We start from the raw sequence: 23,817 nt of genomic DNA, 5'->3' as shown, positions 1-23,817 counted from the left end.
GATTCGCCACGATGACAGCCGCTCTACGCTTTCGCCGGAGCCTTCAACCCCATCTCTTTCATCACCATCTGCAGGTCCTTCCACGCCTCAACCTTCTGCCTTGGGTCGCGCAGCAGAAATGCGGGATGGTACGTGACAGCCAGCTTGGCCCCGCGACAGCTATGCCAGCGACCACGCAGTCCCGCAAGCGACTGCTTCACTCCAAGCAGGTAGGTGGCTGCCGTTGCACCCAGAGCAACAATGACCTCCGGCTGCACTATGTCGATCTGCTTCAGCAGAAACTGCGAGCAGGTCGTCGCCTCAACTGGCTCCGGGGTGCGATTCGCAGGCGGCCTGCACTTCACGATGTTCGCAATGTAGACCTGTTCCCGCTTCACGCCCATCGCGGTAATCATGTTGTTCAGCAATTGTCCGGCTTTGCCCACGAACGGCAGCCCCTGCTCGTCTTCATCCGCGCCGGGACCTTCGCCCACAAACATCAACCGCGCGCTCGGGTCGCCGTCAGCAAAGACGATCTTGTGCCTGCCTGCATAGGCCAGCGGGCACCGCGTGCAGTCGCCAATCTCTTCCTGGATCGTCTTGAGGGCCGCAGGCTTGTCTGCAGCCGCCAGTCGCTCCGTAGGCAAGGGTGCAAGGTCGTTGAAACTGATCAGCTTCGGAATGGATGACTCCAGGGGTTGTTCGGCAAGATGCGCCGGCATCGCAGCAGGGGTTGCAGGTTCAGGCTTCTGAGGGTCAGCCGGAGGCGGAGCGGCGGGGCGCTCTTGTAGCGCCGCGGCCTCAGCGACGGCCGAAGCCTGCCACACAGGCTCCTCTGCGATCACAGCAACCGGCGCACCCCGGCGGTAAAAATCGTACACGCCCAGGTCGCGGAGATATTCCACGTACGCGCGCAGCTGCTCTTCTGCTTCTCCTGCCATGGCTCTATGCTATCGCGGAGACTACAGCCCTTGCAGCGCGAGCTAGTGTGACTGTGGTTCGGAGGCTACAGGCGCATTCGGGAGCACGTACTTTACCTGGCCCTGCCTGATCTCGTCCTGGGCCACGCGGCAAGCCTTCATCGACTTTGCCGTAATCAGCGGCGGCGCACCGGATTGCAGTTGCCGTGCTCGCCGCGCCGCGCCCTTTACCAGGCTGTACTTATTGTGGAATGCACTCTCGCTCGACATGCGTGTGTCCTCCCTTTGCGTCTGAATCTATCTCAGCCTCACGAAACTCCACCGAAAAAATCTGTGGATATCTGGTCAATTGTTTACCAGAACATTCTTCGTCTGGCAAAGCCGCTTCCCGGCTCTATCTGTCCGACATGGAAGGAGGAGCCGTGCCCGTGTCCCAGTGCGTGGGCTTATCGGTCATCGTCAGCCGCAGTTCTCCTCCCGCCATTAGCTGCTCGTGGGTAAACCACGAGCGCGTATATGGCTTGCCGTTCCACATCGCCTTTGCGATGTAGACGTTCTCAGGAGAGGTGTTCTCCGCGACGACAGAAAACTTCTTTCCGTTTGCCAGCGTGATGGATGAACGCGGAAACGTGGGCGAGCCAATCAGATAAACGTCCTGCGCAGCGACCGGAAAGAAGCCCATCTGGTTGAAGACCAGAAACGACCCCATCGCACCGGAGTCGTCATTCCCCGGCAGGCCATCGGTGCCGGTGTGATAACTGGCCGGCAGAATCGCGCGAATCGTCTTCGCCGAGCTGCTCTGCTCTCCGATCCAGTTGTAGAGATACGGCGAGAGGAAGCCCGGCTCGTTGCCAACGTCGTAGCGATAGCGCCCCTGTTCTCCAGTGGCAAAGAAGAGATCGAGGCGCTTCTTGAACTCCGCCGGACCTCCGGCCATCTTGATCAGCCCGCGAACGTCCTGCGGAACGTAGAGCGAGTACGTCCACGTCGACGCCTCGTAAAAATTGTCCTGATACCAGGTGCCGACCAGGTGCGGATCGAAGTTCTCCTTCCATCGCCCATCCGCGTGACGCATCCAGATAAACCCTTTCACGTCGCCGCCCTCGGTGTGGTCGACGGCGTCGGCATACCAGAGCCTCTTCCAGTTCTCCGCGCGCGCCATGAACTTCTTCGCGTCGGCATCGTGATTCAAGCCTTTCGCCAGCAGCGCAACCGCGTAGTCGTTCGCAGCGTACTCCATCGACCGCGAACCCGGCCGGTCGGGTCCGCCCGCCGGGTCGGAGTGTTCAATCGAGAGATACCCGAGCTTCTTCCAATCATCCAGATCTCCCCGCCCGAAGCGAATCGAGGCCGTCGACTCTACGTCTGCGTCGTGCACCATCGCGCGATAGACGCGCTCCCAGTCGAGCCCCGGAAGGTGCTTGACGAACGCATCGGTGAACATCATCTCCGCGTCGGAGCCGCCTTGCGTGCGTCCTGCAAAGTTGCCTGATCGGCCATCGAGGAAGAACCCATCATGGTCTTGAATCTCCAGCAGCGATTGCAGGATCGCCGTCACGCGGTCCTGGTGCAGCAGCGTCAACAGCGGCGTAGAAGACCGGAAGGTGTCCCAGATACAGTAGAAGTCGTCATAGTACGGCGTCGCGCTCTGCCATAGCGGGTTCTCGCCCGTGCGATCGACCGGCATCAGCATCGAGTGGTAAAGCCCGGTGGCGAACTGCTGGCGCTCGCTCGCGGTGCCTCCCGCAATCTTCACTGTCGAAAGCTCCTTGTTCCATGCCGCAACCGCGGCCTTGCGCGTGCTGTCGAAGTCGAACCCCGCGACCTCGGTCATTGCATTCTTCTTCGCTTGCGCAACCGAGACGAACGAGACGCCAACCTTCACCATCACCGGCTTTGCGCTCGCGGCAAACGTCAGATAGGCTCCGGTACTGACAATCGGCGCAGGAGGCTCGGGCAGCGTCTTCATCGTGAAGGGCATCTTGTAGCTCGCAGTCTTCGCTCCTGCCTTCACCGGCTTGCCGTCCTCCCACGTCCCGCTCGCTACGGCAGGCGTGTCGGTCACGAGATAAAAGTACACGCGCATCGGCGTGGTCTGGATGTTCCAGCCCATCACCGATGCCTGCTCTCCGGCGATCTCCGTGGGCGACAACACCTCGACATCGGTGGAATAAACCACCTGTCCCTCGGGATAGCGATGCGGAGAGTCGTGCAACTTCATGAGCAGATGGCCAACATCGACGAGGAGCGTTCGTTGACCGCTCGCCGGATACGTGAAGCGATAGACAGGAGTACGTCGCGCCGTCGTTACCTCCGCGTGAATCCCTGACCCGCCAAGTTTGACCGAGTAGTATCCCACCTCAGCGTGCTCGTCTTCACGAGTAGCCGAGCTATGCGCAGGATCGGCCGCGTCCATCATTGGCTGCACCAGGATGTTGCCGTACTTCGCCCCGCCTCCTGTGCCCGAGACGTGCAATTGCGAGAAGCCGTTCAGGTTGCCGCTCGCCTCCCATCCCGAGTTTGCCTGGTTGTCGCCGTAGTCCGGGCCCGGCTTCGCCATGCCATAGGGCAGCGTCGGCCCGACAAAGACATTGCCGCCTTTGTCCGCGCCCAGCATCGGATCAACCTCCGACGCACTTTGCGCATGAACAATTCCAGTCACCGCTAACGTAATGAGGTAAAGAGAGCGTAGAAAAAAAGTCTGCATATGGATGCGACCTTTATACTGCGTCATTCAGGTTCTGGGGAAGTCGCCGATCAAGTACCGTTTTGGCGCTGCGGAACTATCCGCCGAAGGCATCAAGAACGGCCTTCAGCTTAGGCGAGGCGGTGTCGGTCCGGCATCCCTTTGCCAGCTCTTCCACTCCGTCCTGAACGCCGCGCTCGTACAGCACAATTGCGCGCATCTCCGCGACAGCCTCTTCGAGCACATCATTGACCAGCGCGTACTTGTAGTCCCACACCTTCCTGATCTCGCCCTTCGCGCCCGTCAGGCGCTTTTCGATGATCGCCTCGGAGGTCATGTTCTCGGCCGCGCTGCGATTGCGCAGGCGCTTCTCCAACACCTGCGGGCTCGGAGGCAGGATGAAGATGGATACCGCCTCGGGCATCTTCTGCATCATCTGCACCGCGCCCTGCACATCGATGTCGAGCAGCAGGTCCTTGCCCAGGTCCTTCGCATGTTGCAAGGCGGAGACGGCGGTGCCGTAATAGTTGCCGAAGACCTCCGCCCACTCCAGAAAGTCTCCCGCGGCCACCATGCGCTCAAACTCTTCGCGGGTTGTGAAGTAGTACTCGCGGCCATTCTCTTCCGAACCGCGCGGCGCCCGCGTCGTGTACGAGATCGAGAAGTCCAGCCCTTCGACGAGCCTTCTGAGCTCGCTCACCAGCGTCGATTTGCCCGACCCCGAAGGGGCCGAGATGATAAACAGTATTCCCGCCATCTGCTCCCAGCAACCAGCCTGTCTGAATGCTCTCAGTGTAACTGCAACCTACTCGATGTTCTGAACCTGCTCACGCACCTTTTCGATCTCGGCTTTGATCTCCAACCCCAGCTCGGTGATGCGCAAACTGTTGTCGCCTGCTGCTGAGCCGGTCTTCGAGAGCATCGTGTTGGCTTCCCGGTTCAGCTCCTGCAATAGAAAATCCAGCCGCTTGCCCAGTTCGCCGCCCTCGTCCAACATCGTGTTGAAGCGGTCGATATGCGTCCTCAAACGCACAATCTCTTCTTCAACGTCGCTCTTCTCCGCAAGCACCGCGGCCTCGGCAAGCACTCTCTCCTCGCTGACTCCGGCGCCGCCGGTCAGCTCCGCCAGCCTGGTCTTCAGGCGCTCAACCTGAGCCACGCGAACGCCGTTGCGGAGCTGCGCCATCTCATCGGCAAAGCCTCGCAGCCTGGCCATTGACGACCTCAGCTCCGCAGCCAGCGCCGTGCCCTCCTGCGCTCGAACGTCATTGAGTCTCTCAATCAGCGCAGGCATTGCTGCCATCACCGCGGCATCAAGTTCTGCATTGCCTTCAACCCCGGTAGGCGTCTCCGCCGTCATGACGCCGGGAATCCGCAGAAGCGAGTTCAGGTCCGGTTGATTCTCCAGGCCGTAAGTTGCAGCGGCCTCGCGAAAGGCCTCAACATAGGCGCCGAGCAGCTCGGAGTTCAATTCAATCTGCCCGCCGGCCTTTCTGTCCACCTGCAGCGTGACTTCAATGTGTCCGCGCTTCAACGTCTCTTTCAGCAACCGGCGCACCTGCATCTCCAGCGCGTCGCAGTACGAAGGCAGCCGCATGTGCAGATCGAGAAAGCGATGGTTGACGCTCTTGATGGCGATTGAAAACCCTGGTTTCGCATCCGCAGAGCTTCGCGCGCTGGCAAAGCCGGTCATCGAATAGATCACGCTCAAGCAAATCCCTCCGGTTCCACAGGCTGCAACACAGCCTGCCCCGCAACGGCAAGACCTTCGTCGCCGAACTGCAGATCGTAGAGTCTGCGGTAGGTTCCCGAACGAAGCATCAGTTCATCGTGTGTCCCCGTCTCGGTGATGCGGCCGCGTTCCAGCACGCAGATCTTCGTTGCCTTGCGCACTGTCGAGAGCCTGTGCGCAATCACAAAGACCGTGCGCCCCTGCATCAGGTTGGCCAGCGCCGCCTGCACAAACTGTTCGCTCTCGGTGTCGAGCGCGCTGGTCGCCTCATCCAGTATCAGGATCGGCGCATTCTTCAGGATGGCGCGCGCGATCGCCAGCCGCTGCCGTTCGCCGCCACTCAGCCGCACGCCCTTCTCGCCGACCTTCGTGTTGTAGCCGTCCGGCATCTTCATGATGAAGTCGTGCGCCAGGGCCATGCGCGCCGCCTCCTCCACCTTGCTCAGTGGAACATCCGGCTGTCCATAGGCGATGTTGTTGCGCACCGTGTCGTTGAACAGCACCGTCTCCTGCGTCACCTTGCCGATCTGCTCGCGCAACGAAGCAATCGTGACATCGCGCAGGTCGTAGCCATCGATGGTGATCTTGCCTGCGCTGACGTCGAAGAAGCGCGGAATCAAATTTACGAGCGACGATTTGCCCGCACCGCTCGGCCCCACGAAGGCAATCACTTCACCGGGCTTCACATCGAGGTTGATATCGTGCAGCACCTCTGTCGTTTCGCCATTGTCGTCGGCGTAAGCGAATGCAACCTGCTCGAACGCAATGCCCTTGCTGAATCCCTTGAGCACATGCGCGCGACGCTTCTCTCGAACATCATCCTGCGCGTCCATGAACTTGAAGATGTCTTCGCTTGCTCCCAGTGCCTGTTGGAAGCTGTTATAAAAGAGCGCGAACTTGCGCACCGGATCGTACAGCGTGAAGACCGCAATCAGGAACGTCACAAACGATCCCGCTGTCATTCCGCCGTTCTGAATCCTCGTCCGCCCGAAGAGCAGGAGTCCGGCAATCCCCACCGATCCCAGCGCGTCCATCAGCGGCGAGCTGATCGCCTGCACGCTTACCGATTTCAGGTTCGCGCGGAAGAGTCTTCGTGCAGCCCTGCGGAAGCGGTTCATCTCCCACAACTCCATACCGAAGGCCTTCACGATGCGGTTGCCCGTAATGGTCTCGTGCAGGATGTTCTGTATCTCGGCCAGCTTGTCCTGTCCTTTGCGCGTTGTCTGACGCACCCGTTTGCCGATGCGCCGTGCCGACGAGATCACAATCGGGACGAAAAGCAACAGCACCCATGCCATCTTGCCGCCAACCAGGATGACGACGCCGATGGTGAACAGCAAGGTGAACAACTGCTGCAAAAACTCGCTCAATACCGTCGACATCGCAAACTGCACTTTCTCGATGTCGTTGATCAATGTCGAGAGCAAGGTTCCTGTTGTGTGCTTCTGAAAGAACGCTACCGATCGACGCAACACAGCGTTATACAGGTCGTTGCGAAGATCGGTGATCATGCCGAAGCCGGCATAATTCACGAGATAGGTCCCAAGATAGTCACACACCGACTTCACGAGAGCGGAGACGATCAGAGCATACGCCACCACTGTCCACGCATTCTGGAAGTGGCTGGGCACTAGAAAGTGTAGGTTCAACCGCCATCCAACCCGCGGAATCTCATAGACGAGGACGCTGTGCGTCACCGCATCGGGGCGCAGCACGTTGTCGAAGATGGGCTTGACCAGCAACACGCGCAGCGCAGACATCGCGCCGACCATTGCCATCAACAGCACAGAAGCAAGCACGTACAGCGAGTACGGCCGCACATAGAGCAGCAATCGCCAGATGCGCCTCAAGCCGCCACTCTCCCGATCTTGTTCATGCAGGCCATCTCTCTATTCTATTGCGCGGGCGCGATCATCGCGGCATGTCGCGATGCGATGTCTTCACGCGATACCCTGCCGCAGCCAGCCGTTTTTTCATCTCTTCTGCAATAAACACCGACCGGTGCTGTCCTCCGGTACACCCAAAGGCGACCGTCAGGTAGCTCTTGCCCTCCTTGATGTAGTGCGGCAGCAGGAACTTGAGCATCTCCGTTGTCTTATCCAGAAACTCGGCCGCCTGCGGAAAGTCGCGCACATACTTGGCAACCTTTGGATGTTTCCCGGTGAGCTTGCGGAACTCAGGCACAAAGTGCGGATTCGGGAGAAAACGCACATCGAAGACCAGATCGGCCTCAGTCGGCACTCCATTCTTGAAGCCAAAGCTATTCGAGGAGATCGTGAGATTGCGGTCGCTGGCGTCGCGCTCGAACTGGGCGCCGATGTGCGCTCGCAGGTCATGCACCGTGAACTTCGTCGTATCCAGCACAATGTCGGCAACATTGCGGATCGGGTCCAGGCGCTTCCGCTCCGCGCGTATTGACTTCACCACGGTGTCCGACCGTCCCATGGGATGCGGTCGCCTCGTCTCGGAAAACCGGCGGATCAACGCCTCGTCACTCGCTTCGAGGTAGAGCACCCGCGTCGGCAGCACTTTGCGAACCTTCTTCAGGATCGCCGGGAACTCATCCAGCCGCATTCCCTCGCGCACATCGACGACCAGCGCAGCACGTTCAATCTCCGCCGACTGGCGCACAAGATCCGCAAACCGAGGCACGAGCTCCAGCGGCAGGTTGTCGACCGAATAGAATCCCAGGTCTTCAAACGTCTTCAGCGCCGAGAGCTTACCTGACCCTGACAGACCGGTCAGAATGACCAGTTCGCCTTTTTTATTCTGTTCCGCGCCCTTGGTCTTGACGCCAGCCTTTGCGGCATCGGACCTGGCTACATTCTCTGCTGCCTTCTTCGCGCTCTTGCGTGGCATGACTGGAATCCTAGCATCCTCGCGTCAAGGAAGGCTTGCGACCTTCGCGTCACGCAGCCACTCATACAGAATGGCTGCGCAACGCAAACCCGTCTCAAGGAACTTCGATCAGCTCCATCTTGCCGTCGCGCTTGCGATGCAACACCATCGCCTGGCCGCCGTGGTCGCGAAAGACAAAGACCTCGCGGTCGCGGAATGCGGCTTCCTTTACCGCCTCCTCCAGCGTCATCGGGCGCATGGCGACGCCGTCCCTGGAGCGAACCAGGTGCGGCTCCGCCAGCGGCGATTGCGAGGGGAAGGAGTGCACCAGCATGGGCACCGCCTTTCGCGCATCTCCATTGCGGGATGCCGCCTTGACCAGCTCAGCCCCTACAGCCACCGGTACTTCTTCTTCCACATGCGAAACGGCAACCTGCCGAACGCCATCCTTCGCGTTCCGCTTGATCGTCGTCTTCCTCTTGGTGTGTTTGATCGCCTGTTTTTCGATTGTGGCGAGTGCGTCGCGCAACGCCGTCTCCATATCGGTGGCTTCGCATGAAGCTACCAGTTTCAGGCTGCGCGTCTGCACCGTCAGTTCGGCCGTGTGCCTGTATTTTTCGGTCGTCAGAATTACATGTACGTTTCCCGCGTTGCCGATAATCTTCGCGATACGCTCAACTCCGGCTTCGGTCTGCGTCTTCAGTTTTTTTGTGATCGTCGTCTGTCTTCCGGTGTAGTCCAGGTTCATCGGGGTACCTCGTGCAGACATATTACGCCTGCTCACGCTATCGAGCGAGGAACCGCCAGACATGTTTTACAAGAGAGAAACTAACGTACCCGCCGCTGATGGGTACTCGGAATCTGCATGTCCTCACGATACTTCGCCACTGTGCGGCGAGTTACCTGGATACCCTGGCGTTGCAGCTCTGCCGCCAGATGATCGTCTGTCAGTGGCTTGCGCGGATCTTCCTCTTCAATCAGCTTCTTCACCTTGCGCTTCAGCAGGACCAGCGGAAGGTCGCCGCCCTCCGGACCGTTCACTCCCTCGGAGAAGAAGAACCGCAGCTCGTAGACGCCCTGCGGAGTATGGACATACTTGTTGGCCACAGCACGGCTTACCGTCGAAGGATGGACGCCAATCTCCTCGGCGACCTCCTTGATCATCATCGGCTTCAGCGCCTCGACACCATGCTCCAGAAAATCCGTCTGCCTGCGCACGATCACCTCGCAGGTTCGCACGATCGTGTTCTTTCGCTGCTCGATGTTTCTCAGCAACTGGATCGCGGACTTGTACCGCTCCTTGACGTACTCCTTGACCTCTTTTTCGGTCTGCTTCTCCTGAAGCATCCGGCGATAGCTGTGGTTCAGGCGCAGCGCGGGCATGTCCTCTTCGTTCACAAGAACGACATACTTGTCATCCCGTTTGACGAATGCGACATCGGGCTCAATCAATCTCGTCTCTACCTGGTTGTACCGCTGGCCGGGGCGAGGGTCGAGCGTGCGGATAAACTCCACCGCCGACTGCACCTCTTCGGCGTCGCGGCCGCAGCAGCGCGTCAACTCGCGCATGTCTTTTTTCTGCAACAGCGACAGGCAATTGGCAACGATGTACGACGCAATGCTGAAGACGTCGCCGCGCTTGTTTTCCTTACCATTCTCCGGCGCTTTGTGACCGTTCTTTCCGGCCCTGGCGCGCTGCCGCTCCAGCACCAGCATCGCCTCTTTCTGCTGTGCCTGGATCTGAATGGTCAGACACTCACGCAGATCGCGCGCTCCCACGCCCACCGGGTCGAGGTTGTTGACAATCGTTCGCCCTTCCCGGACCAGGCGCAGAAGCTCCTTATGGTCTTCATCGGCCGCGGCCGCCGCTGCAAGTTGCAAGACGGCCTTTTGTTCCGCTTCGATCTCTGACGGCTGGGCCTCGATGCCGCGGCGTGAACCTCGCTCGAACGGAATCGGTTCGGGCGACTCTGTCCACAAACCGGCCAGCGCCTCGGCAAGCTCCTCGTCGGTCGCCGTCAGGTAACCGTTCTCATTCAGATTTCCAACAACCAACTCGCAGGCGGCACGGACCTCGGGTTCCAGAGTCAACGAGCCAAGCTGCCAGATCAGGTGGTCACTCAGCGTTCCAGGCTGCGACAAAAAGTTCTCGAATGATGGCTTGTCGTACTCCTCGAAGTTCGAGGCCGTCCGGAACCCCGGATCGAGATACTCCTGGAAGTAGTTGCCAAAATCGATCTCGTCGAAGGGATCTTTTTCAGCGCGCTCGCCTTCTGCCGCTACCTCTTCCGCAGAGCGTTCGCGGTCGCCCTCCATGCCGGCCCGCTCGTCCAGCGAGACCCCCGCTTCTTCAATCTCCTCAAGTACAGGGTTCTCGACGATCTCGGTATTGATCATCTCCTTGAGCTCAAGCTTATTCAGGGCCAACACGCTGACCATCTGCACCAGCCCGGGCGTCAGCACCTGGCGTTGCGAGACTTTCAAATTCAGCTTGGGTTGAAGCAGCACGTCTCAGGGTCCTCAGTAACTCATTGCTTGTAAACAAGATTTGTTAGATATGCCGCTTCCACGCTCGCGACACGTTCCAGCACGCTAGGGGAGGGCTGTCAGGCCACAGTCTACAACTCCTTCATCTCTCTTGCGCAAGTCTAACGCGAACACTTGCACGCGCACCCTCTCACGATGGTGGGTGCTCTTACAACAGAAGTTGTACCGTGTGTTTGTCTTAGCTCTAATCCATCGAAAACTTGTCACCCAGGTAGATTCTTCGCACCTCCTGGTCCCGCCCCAGGTCGCCCGGCGTGCCAGCGCGGAATATCTTTCCCTCGTTAATAATGTACGCCCGATCAGTCACCGACATCGTCTCGCGCACATTGTGGTCCGTAATCAAAACTCCAATGCCGCTCCGCTTCAAACCGAAGATGATCTCCTGCAAGTCGAGCACGGCGATCGGGTCAATTCCAGAAAACGGCTCATCCAACAGGATAAATGCCGGCTCGATGGCCAGGCAACGAGCGATCTCTACTCGCCGGCGCTCGCCGCCGCTCAGCGCATAGCCACGCGTCTTGCGAACATGCCCCAGGTTGAGTTGCTCGATCAGCTTCTCTGTGCGCGTCCGTCTTCCCTCCCAGCTCAGTTGCTGCGTCTCGAGCACGGCAAGGATGTTATCTTCCACTGTCAGCTTGCGAAAGACCGACGGCTCCTGCGGCAGATAGCTGATGCCGTAGCTTCTTGCGCGCAGATACATCGGCAGCCGCGTAATGTCGTGCCCATCGACCAGTACCTGTCCTGCATCCGGACGCACCAGGCCAACGATCATGTAGAAGCTCGTCGTCTTGCCGGCGCCGTTTGGCCCCAGCAGTCCAACAACCTCTCCCTGCTCGATCTTCAGGCTGACGCCCCTGACGACGTGCCGGCCTCCGTAGGACTTGCCGATCTCCTCGGTCGATAACGTCTTCATCGATCTCTCTTCACCCGCGTCTCGGTGTGGACCCGCAGTCCTGCGTCGCCCTTATCTCCATTAGAAATCACTACGCTCTCATCCTCCGAACGGAACCTCAATTCGACTCCGGTAACCGCCCCTCGCGCCTGGTCAACCACCCGCGATGGCGAGGCTGCCGTCCCTGTCAGCACAAAGAGCCCATCGTTTGCGGTGTACACCAGCCTGCCGCCGGTACCCCGCCGCCCCGGCTGGTCGATCACAATTCCGCCATTCACCACCACACGCTCCAGGCTGCCACCCAAAAAACCTGCACCTGAATCCGTCTTTCCTGCTCTGTGTTTTCCTGTCACGTCGGTCTTCTGGGACTGGAGATACGCCGTAGCGCGATCGCCGCGCATCACGCCATCCGCACTCTCCACGCGCACCCCCCCGGTAAAATCCGCTGTCCGCGACTCGTCGGAGTACACCATCTCCCGGCTCGTCACACGCACCGCCGCTGGCCCACGCAACACAGCACTCGGTTTCGATGCTTCAGCGCTGCCAGGGGGCGCAGCGGAATTTGCACCAGAAGATTTTGCTCCTCCCGCTCCATTGCTCACCAGCACGGCATGTACCGCCATAGGAGCAACGGGACCCTCTCCGCGCGCAATGAGCCTGCGCTGCTTCTGGTTGAATTCAAGCACCGGGGCCTCAACCTGCGACCCTTCCTGCCATAACCTCGCCGGTTTTGACGCATCGCCATGGAATACCGCCAGGTCGTCTGTCTTTTTCAGCTCCGCCCGCTGTGCCAGCACATGCACAACCGCGCCCGCGCTTCCCTGCCGGTAACTCGCCTTCACCGAGCCTGCCGCCGAGGCGTCACCTGTCTTTTGTTCAACAGCAACCCGGTCAGCCCATAGCGTGCCATCCGTATTTGACAGTTGAACGCCGCCGTCCAGGGTCATTACCTGCGTTCCGCCGTCATAGCTTGCGCTCTCCGCCGTTGCGCGGTCCGTCTCCCCTGCGGAAGCGTCTCCTTTGGCCGGCGGGGTCTTTCGCGTCACAACGACGTGGCCCTGCTGAAGTGCACTCGCAATCTCGCTCCCCTCGAACCCCGACGCCGCTGCCGCCCTCTGCTGGCTGCTGCGGAACCGCACCTGAAGCACATCGCCTGAGCTCGTTTCCACCGCACCCTTCTCGTTCACCCTCTCCAGCGTCGTCCGTCCGCTGCCCTTTACCTCATCCAGCCTCTGACCGCCATTGTTCGCCGGAACAAAATTCGCTGTAAGAACCTCCGCAGCCATCGCGCTCGACCGTGACCCCTTACCCTTCTCTGAATCGACAACTTTCAGGCGCGCATCGCCTGTTGCCTTCACCATGCGTGGCTGCGGCTTTCCCTGCGCGTTCGTCACGAGACCAACTTCCACCACTGCGGCAGTCAGCTCGCGGTCGCTGCCTGCGCCCTTCGACGAAGCATCCGGCAGAACATGCTCGTTCAGATGAACGTCTCCGCTCAGTACCGCGCGCTCCGCCTGCCCTCTTTTGTCAAAGTCGATGCGGGCCTCCGAAGAGCTGCCCTTCGCATCCTTCGAGTCATCGCTGGCGGTATACACCACATGGCCCACCATGTGCGCCGACTGAGGCCTGCCATCTGCGCTCAACAGCACCTCTCCGCGGTCGGCCACCATCCGCGCACCGTCGCCTGTCGTAACCGTCACGGCCCCTTCGCCGTCCAGCCTCTCCACGCCATTGTTGGGACGCATCGTCACTACTGCGCGCCGCGCCTCAACCGTCTGTCTGGCGTTGCCTCCGTCACCTTCTCCGGTCACCGTAACGTACTTCGCCTGCGACAACACCGCCGTACGGCTTACCCGATCCATCTCCGCGCGTGAAGCTGTCAGAAGCAGAGGCTTTCCATTCTGCAGCCCGCTCACCTTCACCGCCGATTGCAGGTTCAGCAGACCGGTATCGGCGTTGTAGTCTGCTCCCTTCGCATGGCCTGTCAGCCCGTTGTACTCGAACTCAATGTCCTGATCCGTTGCCGCCACGGCCAGCTTCTGCAGGTACACAAGCCCGCTCGTCTTGACATGAATCAGACGCGCATCGCCCCGCCCCACCTCGTGCATATCGGCGCCATCCTGCCCCTTCAGGTCTTTCCCCGCCGCGTAATCCATCTTGCCGCCGGCATCCTTCGCCGCAGGTGCCTGTAGATCGAGATGCACCTCGCCGATCGCCTTCACCACTCCCGTAGCCTGGTCGAGTTCAAACTCCTTCCCATAGATCCTGTCGACGCGTTCGCTCTTGTCCTGCCCTTCCCCATGGCCATACACGGCAATTCCCACGTCGCGCAGCGTGTACTTGCCATCATTGTGCTGAATCGCCTTGGCCGCGTGGACTGTAAAGACAGTCCTTCCCTTGAGCGTCTGCGAATAGGTAAACCCATTTGTCTCCTGCCGTATATCGGCGCCAAGTTTTGCGGGAAGCTCCGTAAGAAACCGGTGCGCCCGAAAGCGCGCATAGCCCAGAAAGCCCGTGACGACCAGCACCAGCAGGGCCGCGCCAACCAGCAACCAAATCCGCAGCCTCTCTACCGAAACACGCATCGTGAGCCTATCCCTGTTATTTTCTCACCCCACCGCCCAAATGGCGCCCCGTTCCATCTCGGCGATCCCCTTGTAAACTAAACGAATGGCCGACCAGCTCTATCTCAGCCTCTGGTTCCCGAACTTCCGCTTCGACACCCTGCCGGCGGCGCTCGTCTCCGTGCTGCGTCAGTTCGCGCTCATCAGCGGCGAAAAGCGGGTCGCCGCCGCAAGCGTCTACCCCATCAGCTTTAGCGAGTCCCCCGTCTATCAGCGCATCTACGTCAACGACGACCGCGCCCAGTCCACCGAGGACTCCATCATCGAGAACGCCGTCGCCGAGGCCACCGAGCAGCTCCACGACGACATGGCCTACGAGTTCGAGATGAAGTGGAACCTCTGGCGCCCCGAGCCCACCAACGGAGAGGCCGCGCTCGACGCCCTCTGGAAGCCCCAGCCCTCGACGGTCAAGATCATCGGCTTCGGCCCCGAGTTCGACCAGGCCACCTACGAGCAGAACGGCCACATCCGCATCGACTTCGGCCTCGACACCCCCTGGGTCATGGACGAAGACGACGACGCACTCGACGAAGACGCGCAGAAGCACATCCAGAAGAACGTCGAGATGCTCCTCGCCTTCACCCTCTCGGTCGAGAAGAACTCAGGCATCTCCAGCCGACTGCTCTGGACAGAGTCCGGCGAACCGCTAGCCGAAAAACTCATCGCCCGCCTGCAACGGCTAAATTGACCGGCTCACGGATTTCGCATCCGTAAATGATGCTGCCCTCAGTCAGCCACTGATGCCGTCATTCTGAGCCGTAGGCGAAGAATCCCCGTATTTTTCTTTGTCGCCAGAGACCCTGCGAAAGCCAACCAGACTGGTGCCCCATCTTCGCGACAGCTTCATCGTCGCTAAGGTGGGCATCGTGCGGAGCACGACCCACAACACCTATCCCGCCGTCACAATCTCCGAGAAGTCCGCAATCTGTTGGGAATCGGTCAAGATCGTTTGTAAAACAAGAAGGTTGCTCGTACGAATGTGAGGGTTCGGATCGAGCACCATAACCTTATCGAAAAACTCATATATAACAGGTCGCAGTTGGGCAATCGTTTTGAGCGATGCAACATAGTTGCCCCTGCCATTCCGGTCAATTTCGCTTTTGGCCACTGTCGCAGCAGATGACAACTTCCCCAATACTGGATCTATCGCGCTCCCTCCTGCTTGTTGCATCCGATTCTCTATTGGGTCCCCAGTTTCGATGATCGGGCGGGGAGCCAAATATCCCTTCTCCTTCGCCTGCGCCAGAATGTTCTTCATCCGCTTGAAGGCCGCGCTCACCGCCTCGAAATCCGCCGAGCCACGAACTGAACTCACCGCCTCTGCGCGCGCCACCGCATCGCGCACATCGTCGCTCCCCGCGGCCAGCACAGCCTTCACCACGTCGTAGGCCTGCCCCTTCGCCTCGCGCAGATAGAACTCAAGACGTTCTACAAGAAACGCCCGAACCTTCGCTTCTACCGCCTCATTCGCGGTTGCCCGCCCCGCAACCTCACTCAGCGTCAGCGGAAGCGCAGGCACACTCTCGGCGAGAATCTTCACAATCCCATTCGCAGCACGGCGCAGCGCAAACGGGTCCTTCGACCCTGTAGGCTCCATGCCCAGCCCAAACATCCCGGCGATGGTGTCCGCCTTGTCCGCAACCGAGAGCAGCGCGCCTTCAACCGTGCGCGGGACGGAATCCTCCATCGACTCCGGCAGATACTGATCGTAGATCGCATCCGCCGCAGCAGCCGAAGCTCCCTGCGCCTTCGCATACAGGCCGCCGACGATTCCCTGCAACTCGGTAAACTCCTTTACCAGCTCCGTCGTCAGGTCGGTCTTCGCCAGCGTTGCGGCCTCATCCAGCGCAACCGCATCCACCTTGCCGCCACGCGCCGTCACAAGCTCTGCCAACCCCACCGCAAGTTCGCGAACACGCGTCGTCTTCAGCGCGTAGCTTCCCAGCTCCTTCTGGAACGTGACATGTTCGAGCTGTTTCACGCGCTCCTTCAGCGGCACGCGCTGATCGAACTCCCAGAAGAACCGCGCATCGTTGAACCGCGCCCGCAGCACCCGCTCGTTGCCATGCCGGATCACACCCAGCCCAGCGTCATCTGCCTCGGTATTCAGCACGGCCAGGAAGTGAGGGGCCAGCTTGCCCGCCTTGTCTTCCACCGCAAGATACTTCTGGTGGTCGCGCATCACCGTCACCAGCACCTCTTCGGGCAGCGCAAGATACTCCGCCTCAAACCCGCCGAGAATCACCGAGCGGTCCGAAGCCCACTCCGTCAGATGTGTCAGAGTGTCGATCAAGCCGTGGTCCTCGCGCCACCGCGCGCCATCGACCGCCCGCGTCACGCGGTCCAGTGCTTTACGAATCTTCTGCCGCCGCGTCTCCACATCGGCGATCACATACGCCGTCAGCAGTGCTTCCTCGTACTTCGCCGGAGCCTCCAGCTTGATCGCCGCATCGCCGAACAACACGCGATGCCCATACGTTACCGCTCCCGCCGTCTTTCCACCGAACTCCACCGGCACTACCTGATCGCCCAGCAGCGCAATCATCCACCGCACAGGACGCACAAACCGCTCGGGCTTACCCGCGCGCCAGTACATGTTCTTCGCCCAATAGATGCCCGCCAGCTCCTTCGGCATCTCCGCCGCAATCACCTCGGCTGCGGCGCGCCCTGCCTTCACAGCCGTAGCCGCAAGATACTCACCCTTCGGCGTCGTGACCGTCTTCAACTCCTCAACCGCGACGCCGGCCTTCTTCGCAAACGCCACCGCCGCCGGAGTCGCAACGCCGTCCTTGAACGCCACCTTCACCGAAGGTCCGGTCAACTCCTCAGCAGCGTCGTCCTGCTTCGCCGCAACACCCGAAACCAGCACGGCGAGCCGCCGCGGCGTCGAGAAGCTCTTCGCCTCAGCGCCAGACGCAACCAGCCGCTCACGCTCCAGCAGAGCAACCACGCGGCGCTTCAGCTCCGCCTCGGCCCCCGCGATCATCCGTGCAGGAACCTCTTCCAACCCGATCTCAAAAAGAAAATCCGCCATCACGCTCTAACTCGTCTCTCTTCCGGCCACACAGATGACCGGGTACCCCATCCATCGCAGTCTCATCGCGATGGGTGGGAGTGTCTACCGTCAACCGGCCACTAATTCCTTCGTCTCTGCCGCCAACAACTCACCCTGCCGCGCGTAGGCCTTCGCCACGCCCACAACCAGCGTGCGAATCCGCGCCATCACGCCCACGCGCTCCGTCACCGAGATCGCGCCACGCGCATCCAGCAGGTTGAAGACGTGCGAGCACTTCAGCGCCAGCTCGTACGCGCCCAGCACCGGAAACCGCTTCAAGGTCAGCGCATCCATCCTGGCTTTGCCGTCGAACATGCCCTTGGCCTTGTCGAGAAGATCCAGACACTCCGCCTCATACAGCTTCAGATGCTCCCACAACTTTGGAACCTCGGCATAGTCGAAGCTGTACGCCGAGAACTGCTCCTCCTCAGCCAGCCGCATCTCGCCATACGTCACCTTGCGGCCCGTGTCCGGTTCCACCGCCCAAACAATGTCGTAGATCGAATCCACATCCTGCAGGAACCCCGCGATGCGCTCTAGCCCATATGTGATCTCGCCACAGATCGGGTCCAGGTCCATGCCGCCGCACTGCTGAAAGTACGTGAACTGCGTGATCTCCAGGCCGTCGAGCATCACCTGCCAGCCCACGCCCCAGGCGCCGCCCACCGGCCACTCCCAGTTGTCCTCTTCGAACTTGATGTCGTGCTCGCGCAGGTCGATCCCGATCGCCTCGAGCGACTCGAGATACAGCTCCTGAATCCGCTCCGGCGGCGGCTTCAGAATCACCTGCAACTGCGTATGGCGGAACAGCCGGTTCGGGTTCTCTCCATAGCGCCCGTCCGCCGGCCGCCGCGAGGGCTGCGCATACGCAATCCGCACCGGCTTCGGCCCCAACACCCGCAGAAACGTGTCGGGCGACATCGTCCCCGCGCCCACCTCAACGTCATACGGCTGCTGCAACACGCAGCCCTGGTCAGCCCAGAACCGCTGCAGCCGGAACAACAACTCCTGAAATGTAAGCGCCTTCATCCCTGCTGTCTGTGACATGCTTCTCTCTTCAATTGACACTGGTCTCTACGATTCTAAATGGAACTATCCGCCTCGGTTTCAAATAGCTTGCGAGCTTACCTCGGCCCGGATACTTTTGTTTCAATGACATCTGAATCTCTTCCCTCAGCCGTTCGCGCGGGCCGGGCAATCGGAGCGATGTTTTTTGCCTTCTTTGGAGCGGCCTGGCTCATCGTCGGCTGCGTCCATTCAGGCCACGGAACAGTGCTCGTCATCGTTCCCGTCGTGCTCTGTGCTATCGCTCTCTTTGCCTTTGCCTACTTCATCTTCAAGCGAAACAGCAGCGCCCTCGCAGCCCGTACCGGCTCCCCGCAGGAGAAGCGCCGCTCTCGAATCTTCAATATCGTCAACGCCGTCCAATGGATTCTCATCCTTATCATCAGCAATGTGCTCGCCAACCTCCATCTGTCGGCGTGGATCATACCGGCCATCATGATCATCGTGGGTCTTCACTTTCTACCGCTGGCGGGCCTCTTCGACTACCCACCCCACTACCTCACAGGAACAACCTTTATCCTCATCGCAGTGCTCTACCCATTTCTCTCTCAGCGAGGACCGCAAAGCCCCATCGGCTGTTATCTGGCTGGTGCTGTTCTCTGGCTAAGCGCCGCCTACGGTCTCACCCTCGCTCCAGTGCCCTCGCGCTCCTGATCCGCCGCTCCAGATGCCGCTCCAGCAGCTCCACCGCGAAGCGACGAAGATCCGCCGCCCGCCCCCGTGGCCACTCCTCCTTCGCCAGCTCCTCCACAGGAGTCCTAAACATCCTCTGAGCCTCCGCCACCGACGCCGCAGACAACGACGCGCTTCCCGCGCGTTTATCGTCCGCGCAAGTCACTCCATCTGCCGCAGGAGACCACCATACTGACCCTCCACGCAGATCGAGCCCGCAAGCCGCGCAGTGCCCCAGCGCCGGCATCCAGCCCATCAGCCGGCTCATCCACAGCGCAAAGTACGCCACCGGCATCCACACCCGGCCCACCTGCATCTGCTCGATCACCGCCAGCGCCAGCCGAAACACCGCGTCCTCAGGGGCCAGTTCCGGCAGCGCCTCCTCCAATACCTCGGCGACAAGTTCCAGCGCAGCAGTCCTCTCATAGTCGATCGGCCCCTTCAGCGGCGACCACAGAATCTCGAACGCATCCAGCCGCACCAGCTCCTGCTTCGGCTTCTCGGCATAGGTCGCGCGGACGTACGTCATCGGCTCCAGCGCACCGCCGAACCGCCGCCGCGACCGCATCGCATGGCGCGCCACGCCCTTGATGCGCCCCTGCTCCCTGGTCAGCAGACTCACCAGCAGGTCGGCCTCCTCAAATGGCCACGTCCGCAACACAATCGCCTCACCCTGCCGCTGCGTCATCGTCTACCGTCCAAACTGGCGCAGGTGATGGTCGGCATGGAGATATCCCCACCGCATCCAGTCAGCAGACGTCATCGCCCCAAAAAACGGATGGCTCTCCTGCCAGCGAGTGCCGCTCGCCACCGCCTCCATCTTTGCAACCGCCTCATCCACCAGCTCCCCAAACGGCCCCGACGGATCTTTTTCGACCGCTCTCTTAAGCTCAGGCGGCGTCTCCGCTTTACCCTTCGGCCACTGCAACGGAAGTCGCAACGCAGCAAACTTCATCAACCATGGCGGAGGGCCCTTGACCGCTTCCACCTTCCGTTCCGCCAGCGCAACCTCATACGCACAGCTCAGATGCCTCACCATCTGCCGTACCGTCATCTTCCCCCACAGAGGACGGTCCTGCTCCGTCAGCCGTTGCAGCCTCTCTCTTGTCTCCGCTACTACGCTCGCTGAAGCCAGACTCTTCATCATGCCCCCAAAAGAAAAACGCGCAGCCTAAGGCCGCGCGTCTCCCGTTTCCTGAACTCAATCTACCGGCCGTAGTGATCGGCGGCCTTCTGCTGGAACTCTGCCCACTTCTCAGGCAGATCGTCTCCGGCGTAGATCGCCGAAACCGGACAAACCGGAACGCACGCGCCGCAGTCGATGCACTCGACCGGATCGATGAAGAGCTGCGCCGAATCTCCGTGACCCGCCTCATCCTTCTTCGGGTGGATACAGTCCACCGGGCAGGCATCAACACAAGCGGTGTCCTTTGTCCCGATGCACGGTTCCGCAATCACATAAGCCATTCTGGTAATCTCCCTTGAATCTTGTGCCGCCGCTGAAATTCTTGTTTCAGTTGTGGGGCTTGCAACGATTCTAGCAGCATCCCTCGCTCCCGCTGCAAACCGAAATCATCCTGAAAGTACGACCTTTTCAGGCCTATTTCTCTGCAGCCCGCCGTGCCGCAAACTCCGCCGGCGTAGGAATCCGATCCAGCTCCCGCCCCGCAAACATCTCCGTAAAGATGTGCACCATCTCGTCTTTTATCAGCCCGTTCGTCGCCAGAACCTCGCGGCTGTCCAGCGTAAACGCTCCGCCGTCGAAGTGCGTCACTGTACCGCCTGCCTCCTCGACCAGCAATACGCCCGCAGACGTGTCCCAGGGATTCAGATTGAACTCCCAGAACCCCTCCAGCCGTCCGCAGGCGACATACGCAAGATCGAGCCCCGCCGCCCCTGCGCGACGAACACCATGCGACCGCAGCGTGATCTGCTGATAGAAGTGGATGTTCGGACTGCCATGGCGCTTCTGGCTGGGAAAGCCGGTCGCCGTCAGCGACTCCTGCAGCGTCTTCACCTTCGACACATGAATCCGCCGTGCATTTCCCCTCCCCGACAAGCTCAGGCCGCCGGGGATCAGCCACGCGCCCTTGCCCTTCTCAGCGACAAACATCTCATCGCGCAGCGGGTCGTACGTCACACCCGCAACCATCTCACCGTCCTGGTCTGCCGCCAGTCCCGGCCTGCGACGCTCCAACCCCAGCAACACGCAGAACGCCGGAAACCCATGCGCGAAGTTCGTCGTGCCATCCAGCGGATCGACGTACCAGCGATACTCGCTCTCCAGCCGGTCACGCGTCCCCTCTTCGCCGTAAACACCGTGTGTGGGAAATACTTCATGCAGTCGCTCGCGAATCAGCCGCTCGCTCGCCTTGTCCGCCTCGGTCACCAGGTCGACGTCGCCTTTGTACTCGGCCGTCACACCTCGCTCGTAGTAGCTCTTCAGCAGCGCCCCGGCCTCGCGCGCAATTCCCTCGGCAACACCCACAAACTCAAACTGGCTCACAGTGATCCCTCTTACTTCAACTCTAAATGCTGTTCAGTTTTAGAGAGAGATTGTCATCCTGAGCGAAGCGGCAAAGCCGCGCAGTCGAAGGACCTGCATTTTCACTTGCAGCGATACACAAAACTAGCTGCTACCTTCCATCCGCGTAGTACCCGCTTCTGTGCCGCAGATCATACTTCTTCCCCAGCGCCGGGTCCTTCATCCGCACTTTCACCGAACGAAACGAAGTATCTCTGCCCCGCTGCGGAGCGTAGTAGCCGATCACATACTGCGTCCGCAGGTCATCCGAGACCCGCGCAAACGCAGGCTCCAGGTCCTTCTTGTCTTCCACGTAGAAATACTTTCCTCCCGTGTCATTCGACAACTGCACCAGCGCATGCTCTCCGCCGGTATCTCGCCCCGCGTCCGCCCACACCGGCACGATAATGATCGAGTAGATCATCGCGCCCGCTCTCTGCGCCTCTTCGAGCGCCTGTCCATAGCGCGAGCGCTTCGCCGTGTCCGAACCGTCCGTAATCAACACCAGCACGCGCCTTCGACCGGCATCGTTTCTTGTCTGCGACAGACGGTCCGAAGCCAGATAGATAGCGTCAAACAGCGCTGTCTCCGCTCCTCGCTGGATCTGGTTCAGACCCGCCTCAATCTTTTTCTTCTGATTGGTAAACGGCACAATCTCGCGCACCGTATCCGAGAAGTCCATCAGGTCCAGCTCATCCTGCTCGCGCAGCAGCGTATTCACAAAACGCTTCGCCGCATTCTTCTCCAGGCTCTCGTTCCGCAGCACACTCTCACTCGCATCGATCGCCAGCACAATCGAAAGAGGTGTCGTCGACTCCTTTTCAAAGTAAGCGATCTTCTGCGGCTTGCCGTCCTCCAGTACCTCGAAGTCGCCCTGCTGCAAACCACCCACCGGCGCTCCCGTCTTATCGACGACGTTCACCGCCACATTCACCAGCCGCGACTCCACGCGAATCGTCGGGACCTTGCCCTCGTCCGTCTTCCCTTGCCCAACAGGCTGCTGCGACTCCTCATCCGGCTGCACCGGCTTCATCGGAGGCCGCCGCACAATCGGAGCCTGCATCAAAAGCGCTGCCCCCAGCACCACTCCCGCCACTCTCATCACACGCGCCCACCCGGAGCAATCTCTTCAGGAAACGGCTCGCCATCCGCCCACACCGCTCCGTCCACAAACTGTTCCTTCTTCCAGATCGGCACCGTCTTCTTGAGCGTATCGATCAGCCACCGGCACGCATCGAACGCAGCGCCGCGATGCGCCGACGCCACCACGATCAGCACACTCGTCTCCCCCACCAACAGCCGTCCCAGCCGATGCACCAGCGCCACATCGCGCACGCCAAACCTCTCCACCGCCTCCACTGCCAGCGCATTCATCTGCGCCAATGCCATCTCGCGATAGGCTTCATAGTCCAGGTGCAGCGTCTTCCTCCCGCGCGTGTTATCGCGAACGATCCCGTCGAACACACACACAGCGCCATCGCTGCCAGCCTTCATCGCGGCAACAATCTCGTCTGCAACAATCGGCGCATCGACGATTTCGATCCTCATCTAACACCTCCGCTCACCGGAGGCAGCAGAGCCACCTCATCCCCATCCCGCAACACATCCTCCCGGCGCGCATACTCGTGATTGACCGCCACCGCAATCGACCGCATCTGCTCCTCGTTCCCAAACCGTGCCAACACATCCGCCACACACGCGCCCTCAGCCAGATCGACCATCTCGCTCTCCCGGCCAAGAGTTTCCTTCAACACACCAAAATAGAGCACACGCACACGCATCTTCAGCAGAATACGCGACCTCAGATCTTTGACTCCTTCTCGTCACAAAACGATTACTCTCTGGCCTTGCCCCGCTTGGCTTTCTGCTCCGCCGCTTTCGTTTCACGGTACTTCTCCAACAACTTTCTACCTTCCACCGCTAGCGCATATGCCTCTTCCACCGATTTTGGTATGGGTTCGCCCCACGCGTTCGCGCTCAACGCCAGTCTTGTCGGCTTCCCATTCCTCACCATCGGACCGCTCGGGTTCGTAAACATCCTCACCAGGAAAGACCCCTTGCGCCTCATCTTCTCCGGAGTATCCGCAGGCCCCTTCACTCCCGGCTTCAGATTTGCTCCATCTCTTAGCCTATAAAACTCACGCCCCAGCTCCGTAAGCCCACCCTTCGGATCTCTTCCCGCCGCCGGCATCGACCGCGGCGCCTTCGCGGCTCCTCTTCCAGTCACTCTCTTCGCCTTCACTTCCAACTTCCCTCCCTGCTCAAACGCATCGCGAGGAGTAC

General features: G+C 60.3%; 23 protein-coding genes. 2 read left to right on the top strand and 21 right to left on the bottom strand.

Translation table 11 applies throughout. The annotated features are described in order from the left end of the window. Positions 1-23: 23 nt before the first annotated feature. The 11 genes from JSS95_17460 to JSS95_17410 all read right to left on the bottom strand — a co-directional run bounded on the left by JSS95_17460 (position 24) and on the right by JSS95_17410 (position 14,179). Positions 24-920 carry a uracil-DNA glycosylase gene (locus JSS95_17460; protein MBS1801602.1) on the bottom strand — a complete coding sequence of 299 codons (897 nt, stop codon included), beginning with the start codon at positions 918-920 and terminating at the stop codon, positions 24-26. 42 nt (positions 921-962) lie between these two features. Further along, positions 963-1,169, bottom strand: a complete 207-nt coding sequence (gene rpoZ, locus JSS95_17455) for a DNA-directed RNA polymerase subunit omega (protein ID MBS1801601.1) — start codon at positions 1,167-1,169, stop codon at positions 963-965. A 124-nt stretch (positions 1,170-1,293) separates the two neighbouring features. Beyond that, positions 1,294-3,606: a GH92 family glycosyl hydrolase gene (locus JSS95_17450; GenBank protein ID MBS1801600.1), complete on the bottom strand. Its 2,313-nt coding sequence runs from the start codon at positions 3,604-3,606 to the stop codon at positions 1,294-1,296. Positions 3,607-3,682: 76 nt separating this feature from the next. Next, positions 3,683-4,342: a guanylate kinase gene (gene gmk, locus JSS95_17445; GenBank protein ID MBS1801599.1), complete on the bottom strand. Its 660-nt coding sequence runs from the start codon at positions 4,340-4,342 to the stop codon at positions 3,683-3,685. Positions 4,343-4,390: 48 nt separating this feature from the next. Further along, on the bottom strand, positions 4,391-5,296 hold the full coding sequence (locus JSS95_17440) for a YicC family protein (protein ID MBS1801598.1): 906 nt from the start codon (positions 5,294-5,296) through the stop codon (positions 4,391-4,393). Further along, entirely contained in the window at positions 5,293-7,167 is a 1,875-nt protein-coding gene (locus tag JSS95_17435; protein ID MBS1801597.1) for an ABC transporter ATP-binding protein, read from the bottom strand. Before JSS95_17435 ends, JSS95_17440 begins: the two co-directional genes overlap by 4 nt. Positions 7,168-7,228: 61 nt before the next feature. Next, complete coding sequence (rapZ, locus tag JSS95_17430; GenBank protein ID MBS1801596.1) at positions 7,229-8,176, bottom strand: RNase adapter RapZ; 948 nt, start codon at positions 8,174-8,176, stop codon at positions 7,229-7,231. A 94-nt stretch (positions 8,177-8,270) separates the two neighbouring features. Then, positions 8,271-8,924, bottom strand: a complete 654-nt coding sequence (gene raiA / locus JSS95_17425) for a ribosome-associated translation inhibitor RaiA (GenBank protein ID MBS1801595.1) — start codon at positions 8,922-8,924, stop codon at positions 8,271-8,273. A 59-nt stretch (positions 8,925-8,983) separates the two neighbouring features. Continuing rightward, positions 8,984-10,663, bottom strand: a complete 1,680-nt coding sequence (gene rpoN, locus JSS95_17420; GenBank protein MBS1801594.1) for an RNA polymerase factor sigma-54 — start codon at positions 10,661-10,663, stop codon at positions 8,984-8,986. A gap of 223 nt (positions 10,664-10,886) precedes the next feature. Continuing rightward, positions 10,887-11,615, bottom strand: a complete 729-nt coding sequence (gene lptB / locus JSS95_17415) for an LPS export ABC transporter ATP-binding protein (GenBank protein MBS1801593.1) — start codon at positions 11,613-11,615, stop codon at positions 10,887-10,889. Further along, on the bottom strand, positions 11,612-14,179 hold the full coding sequence (locus JSS95_17410; protein ID MBS1801592.1) for a hypothetical protein: 2,568 nt from the start codon (positions 14,177-14,179) through the stop codon (positions 11,612-11,614). Before JSS95_17410 ends, lptB begins: the two co-directional genes overlap by 4 nt. A gap of 85 nt (positions 14,180-14,264) precedes the next feature. Between JSS95_17410 and JSS95_17405 the strand changes: the two genes are divergently transcribed. After that, positions 14,265-14,906, top strand: coding sequence for a hypothetical protein (locus JSS95_17405; GenBank protein MBS1801591.1), 642 nt, complete (start codon positions 14,265-14,267; stop codon positions 14,904-14,906). A gap of 201 nt (positions 14,907-15,107) precedes the next feature. Here the strand turns inward: JSS95_17405 and JSS95_17400 are convergent, their stop codons facing one another. Both JSS95_17400 and JSS95_17395 read right to left on the bottom strand, forming a co-directional pair. Continuing rightward, positions 15,108-17,252, bottom strand: a complete 2,145-nt coding sequence (locus tag JSS95_17400; protein MBS1801590.1) for a glycine--tRNA ligase subunit beta — start codon at positions 17,250-17,252, stop codon at positions 15,108-15,110. Between the two features lie 90 nt (positions 17,253-17,342). Next, positions 17,343-18,320: a glycine--tRNA ligase subunit alpha gene (locus JSS95_17395; protein MBS1801589.1), complete on the bottom strand. Its 978-nt coding sequence runs from the start codon at positions 18,318-18,320 to the stop codon at positions 17,343-17,345. Between the two features lie 105 nt (positions 18,321-18,425). Between JSS95_17395 and JSS95_17390 the strand changes: the two genes are divergently transcribed. Continuing rightward, entirely contained in the window at positions 18,426-18,992 is a 567-nt protein-coding gene (locus JSS95_17390) for a hypothetical protein (protein ID MBS1801588.1), read from the top strand. On the opposite strand, the gene recO is transcribed toward JSS95_17390, so the two are convergent. The 8 genes from recO to JSS95_17350 form a co-directional block, all read right to left on the bottom strand. Continuing rightward, the gene (gene recO, locus JSS95_17385; GenBank protein MBS1801587.1) at positions 18,961-19,698 is read right to left on the bottom strand and encodes a DNA repair protein RecO; all 738 of its coding nucleotides are present in this window, start codon (positions 19,696-19,698) and stop codon (positions 18,961-18,963) included. The two genes, JSS95_17390 and recO, sit on opposite strands and share 32 nt — an antisense overlap. A 3-nt stretch (positions 19,699-19,701) precedes the next feature. Next, positions 19,702-20,157, bottom strand: coding sequence for a DUF1569 domain-containing protein (locus JSS95_17380; GenBank protein MBS1801586.1), 456 nt, complete (start codon positions 20,155-20,157; stop codon positions 19,702-19,704). A gap of 59 nt (positions 20,158-20,216) precedes the next feature. Further along, entirely contained in the window at positions 20,217-20,477 is a 261-nt protein-coding gene (locus JSS95_17375; GenBank protein MBS1801585.1) for a ferredoxin family protein, read from the bottom strand. Between the two features lie 133 nt (positions 20,478-20,610). Continuing rightward, a complete protein-coding gene (locus JSS95_17370; GenBank protein MBS1801584.1) occupies positions 20,611-21,516 on the bottom strand; it encodes an inositol monophosphatase in 906 nt (301 codons plus the stop codon). 130 nt (positions 21,517-21,646) lie between these two features. Next, the gene (locus JSS95_17365; GenBank protein ID MBS1801583.1) at positions 21,647-22,636 is read right to left on the bottom strand and encodes a VWA domain-containing protein; all 990 of its coding nucleotides are present in this window, start codon (positions 22,634-22,636) and stop codon (positions 21,647-21,649) included. After that, positions 22,636-23,082 carry a molybdenum cofactor biosynthesis protein MoaE gene (locus JSS95_17360; protein ID MBS1801582.1) on the bottom strand — a complete coding sequence of 149 codons (447 nt, stop codon included), beginning with the start codon at positions 23,080-23,082 and terminating at the stop codon, positions 22,636-22,638. The genes JSS95_17365 and JSS95_17360 overlap by 1 nt, the downstream gene beginning before the upstream one ends. Next, on the bottom strand, positions 23,079-23,309 hold the full coding sequence (locus tag JSS95_17355) for a MoaD/ThiS family protein (GenBank protein ID MBS1801581.1): 231 nt from the start codon (positions 23,307-23,309) through the stop codon (positions 23,079-23,081). The genes JSS95_17360 and JSS95_17355 overlap by 4 nt, the downstream gene beginning before the upstream one ends. Before the next feature lie 59 nt (positions 23,310-23,368). Continuing rightward, the gene (locus JSS95_17350; GenBank protein MBS1801580.1) at positions 23,369-23,782 is read right to left on the bottom strand and encodes a hypothetical protein; all 414 of its coding nucleotides are present in this window, start codon (positions 23,780-23,782) and stop codon (positions 23,369-23,371) included. Positions 23,783-23,817: the final 35 nt, after the last annotated feature.

It is taken from the genome of Acidobacteriota bacterium (assembly GCA_018268895.1).
Classification (GTDB): Bacteria; Acidobacteriota; Terriglobia; order Terriglobales; family Acidobacteriaceae; genus Edaphobacter.
Note: the sequence above shows the minus strand (reverse complement) of the source record. Positions and strands in the feature narration are given on the sequence as shown.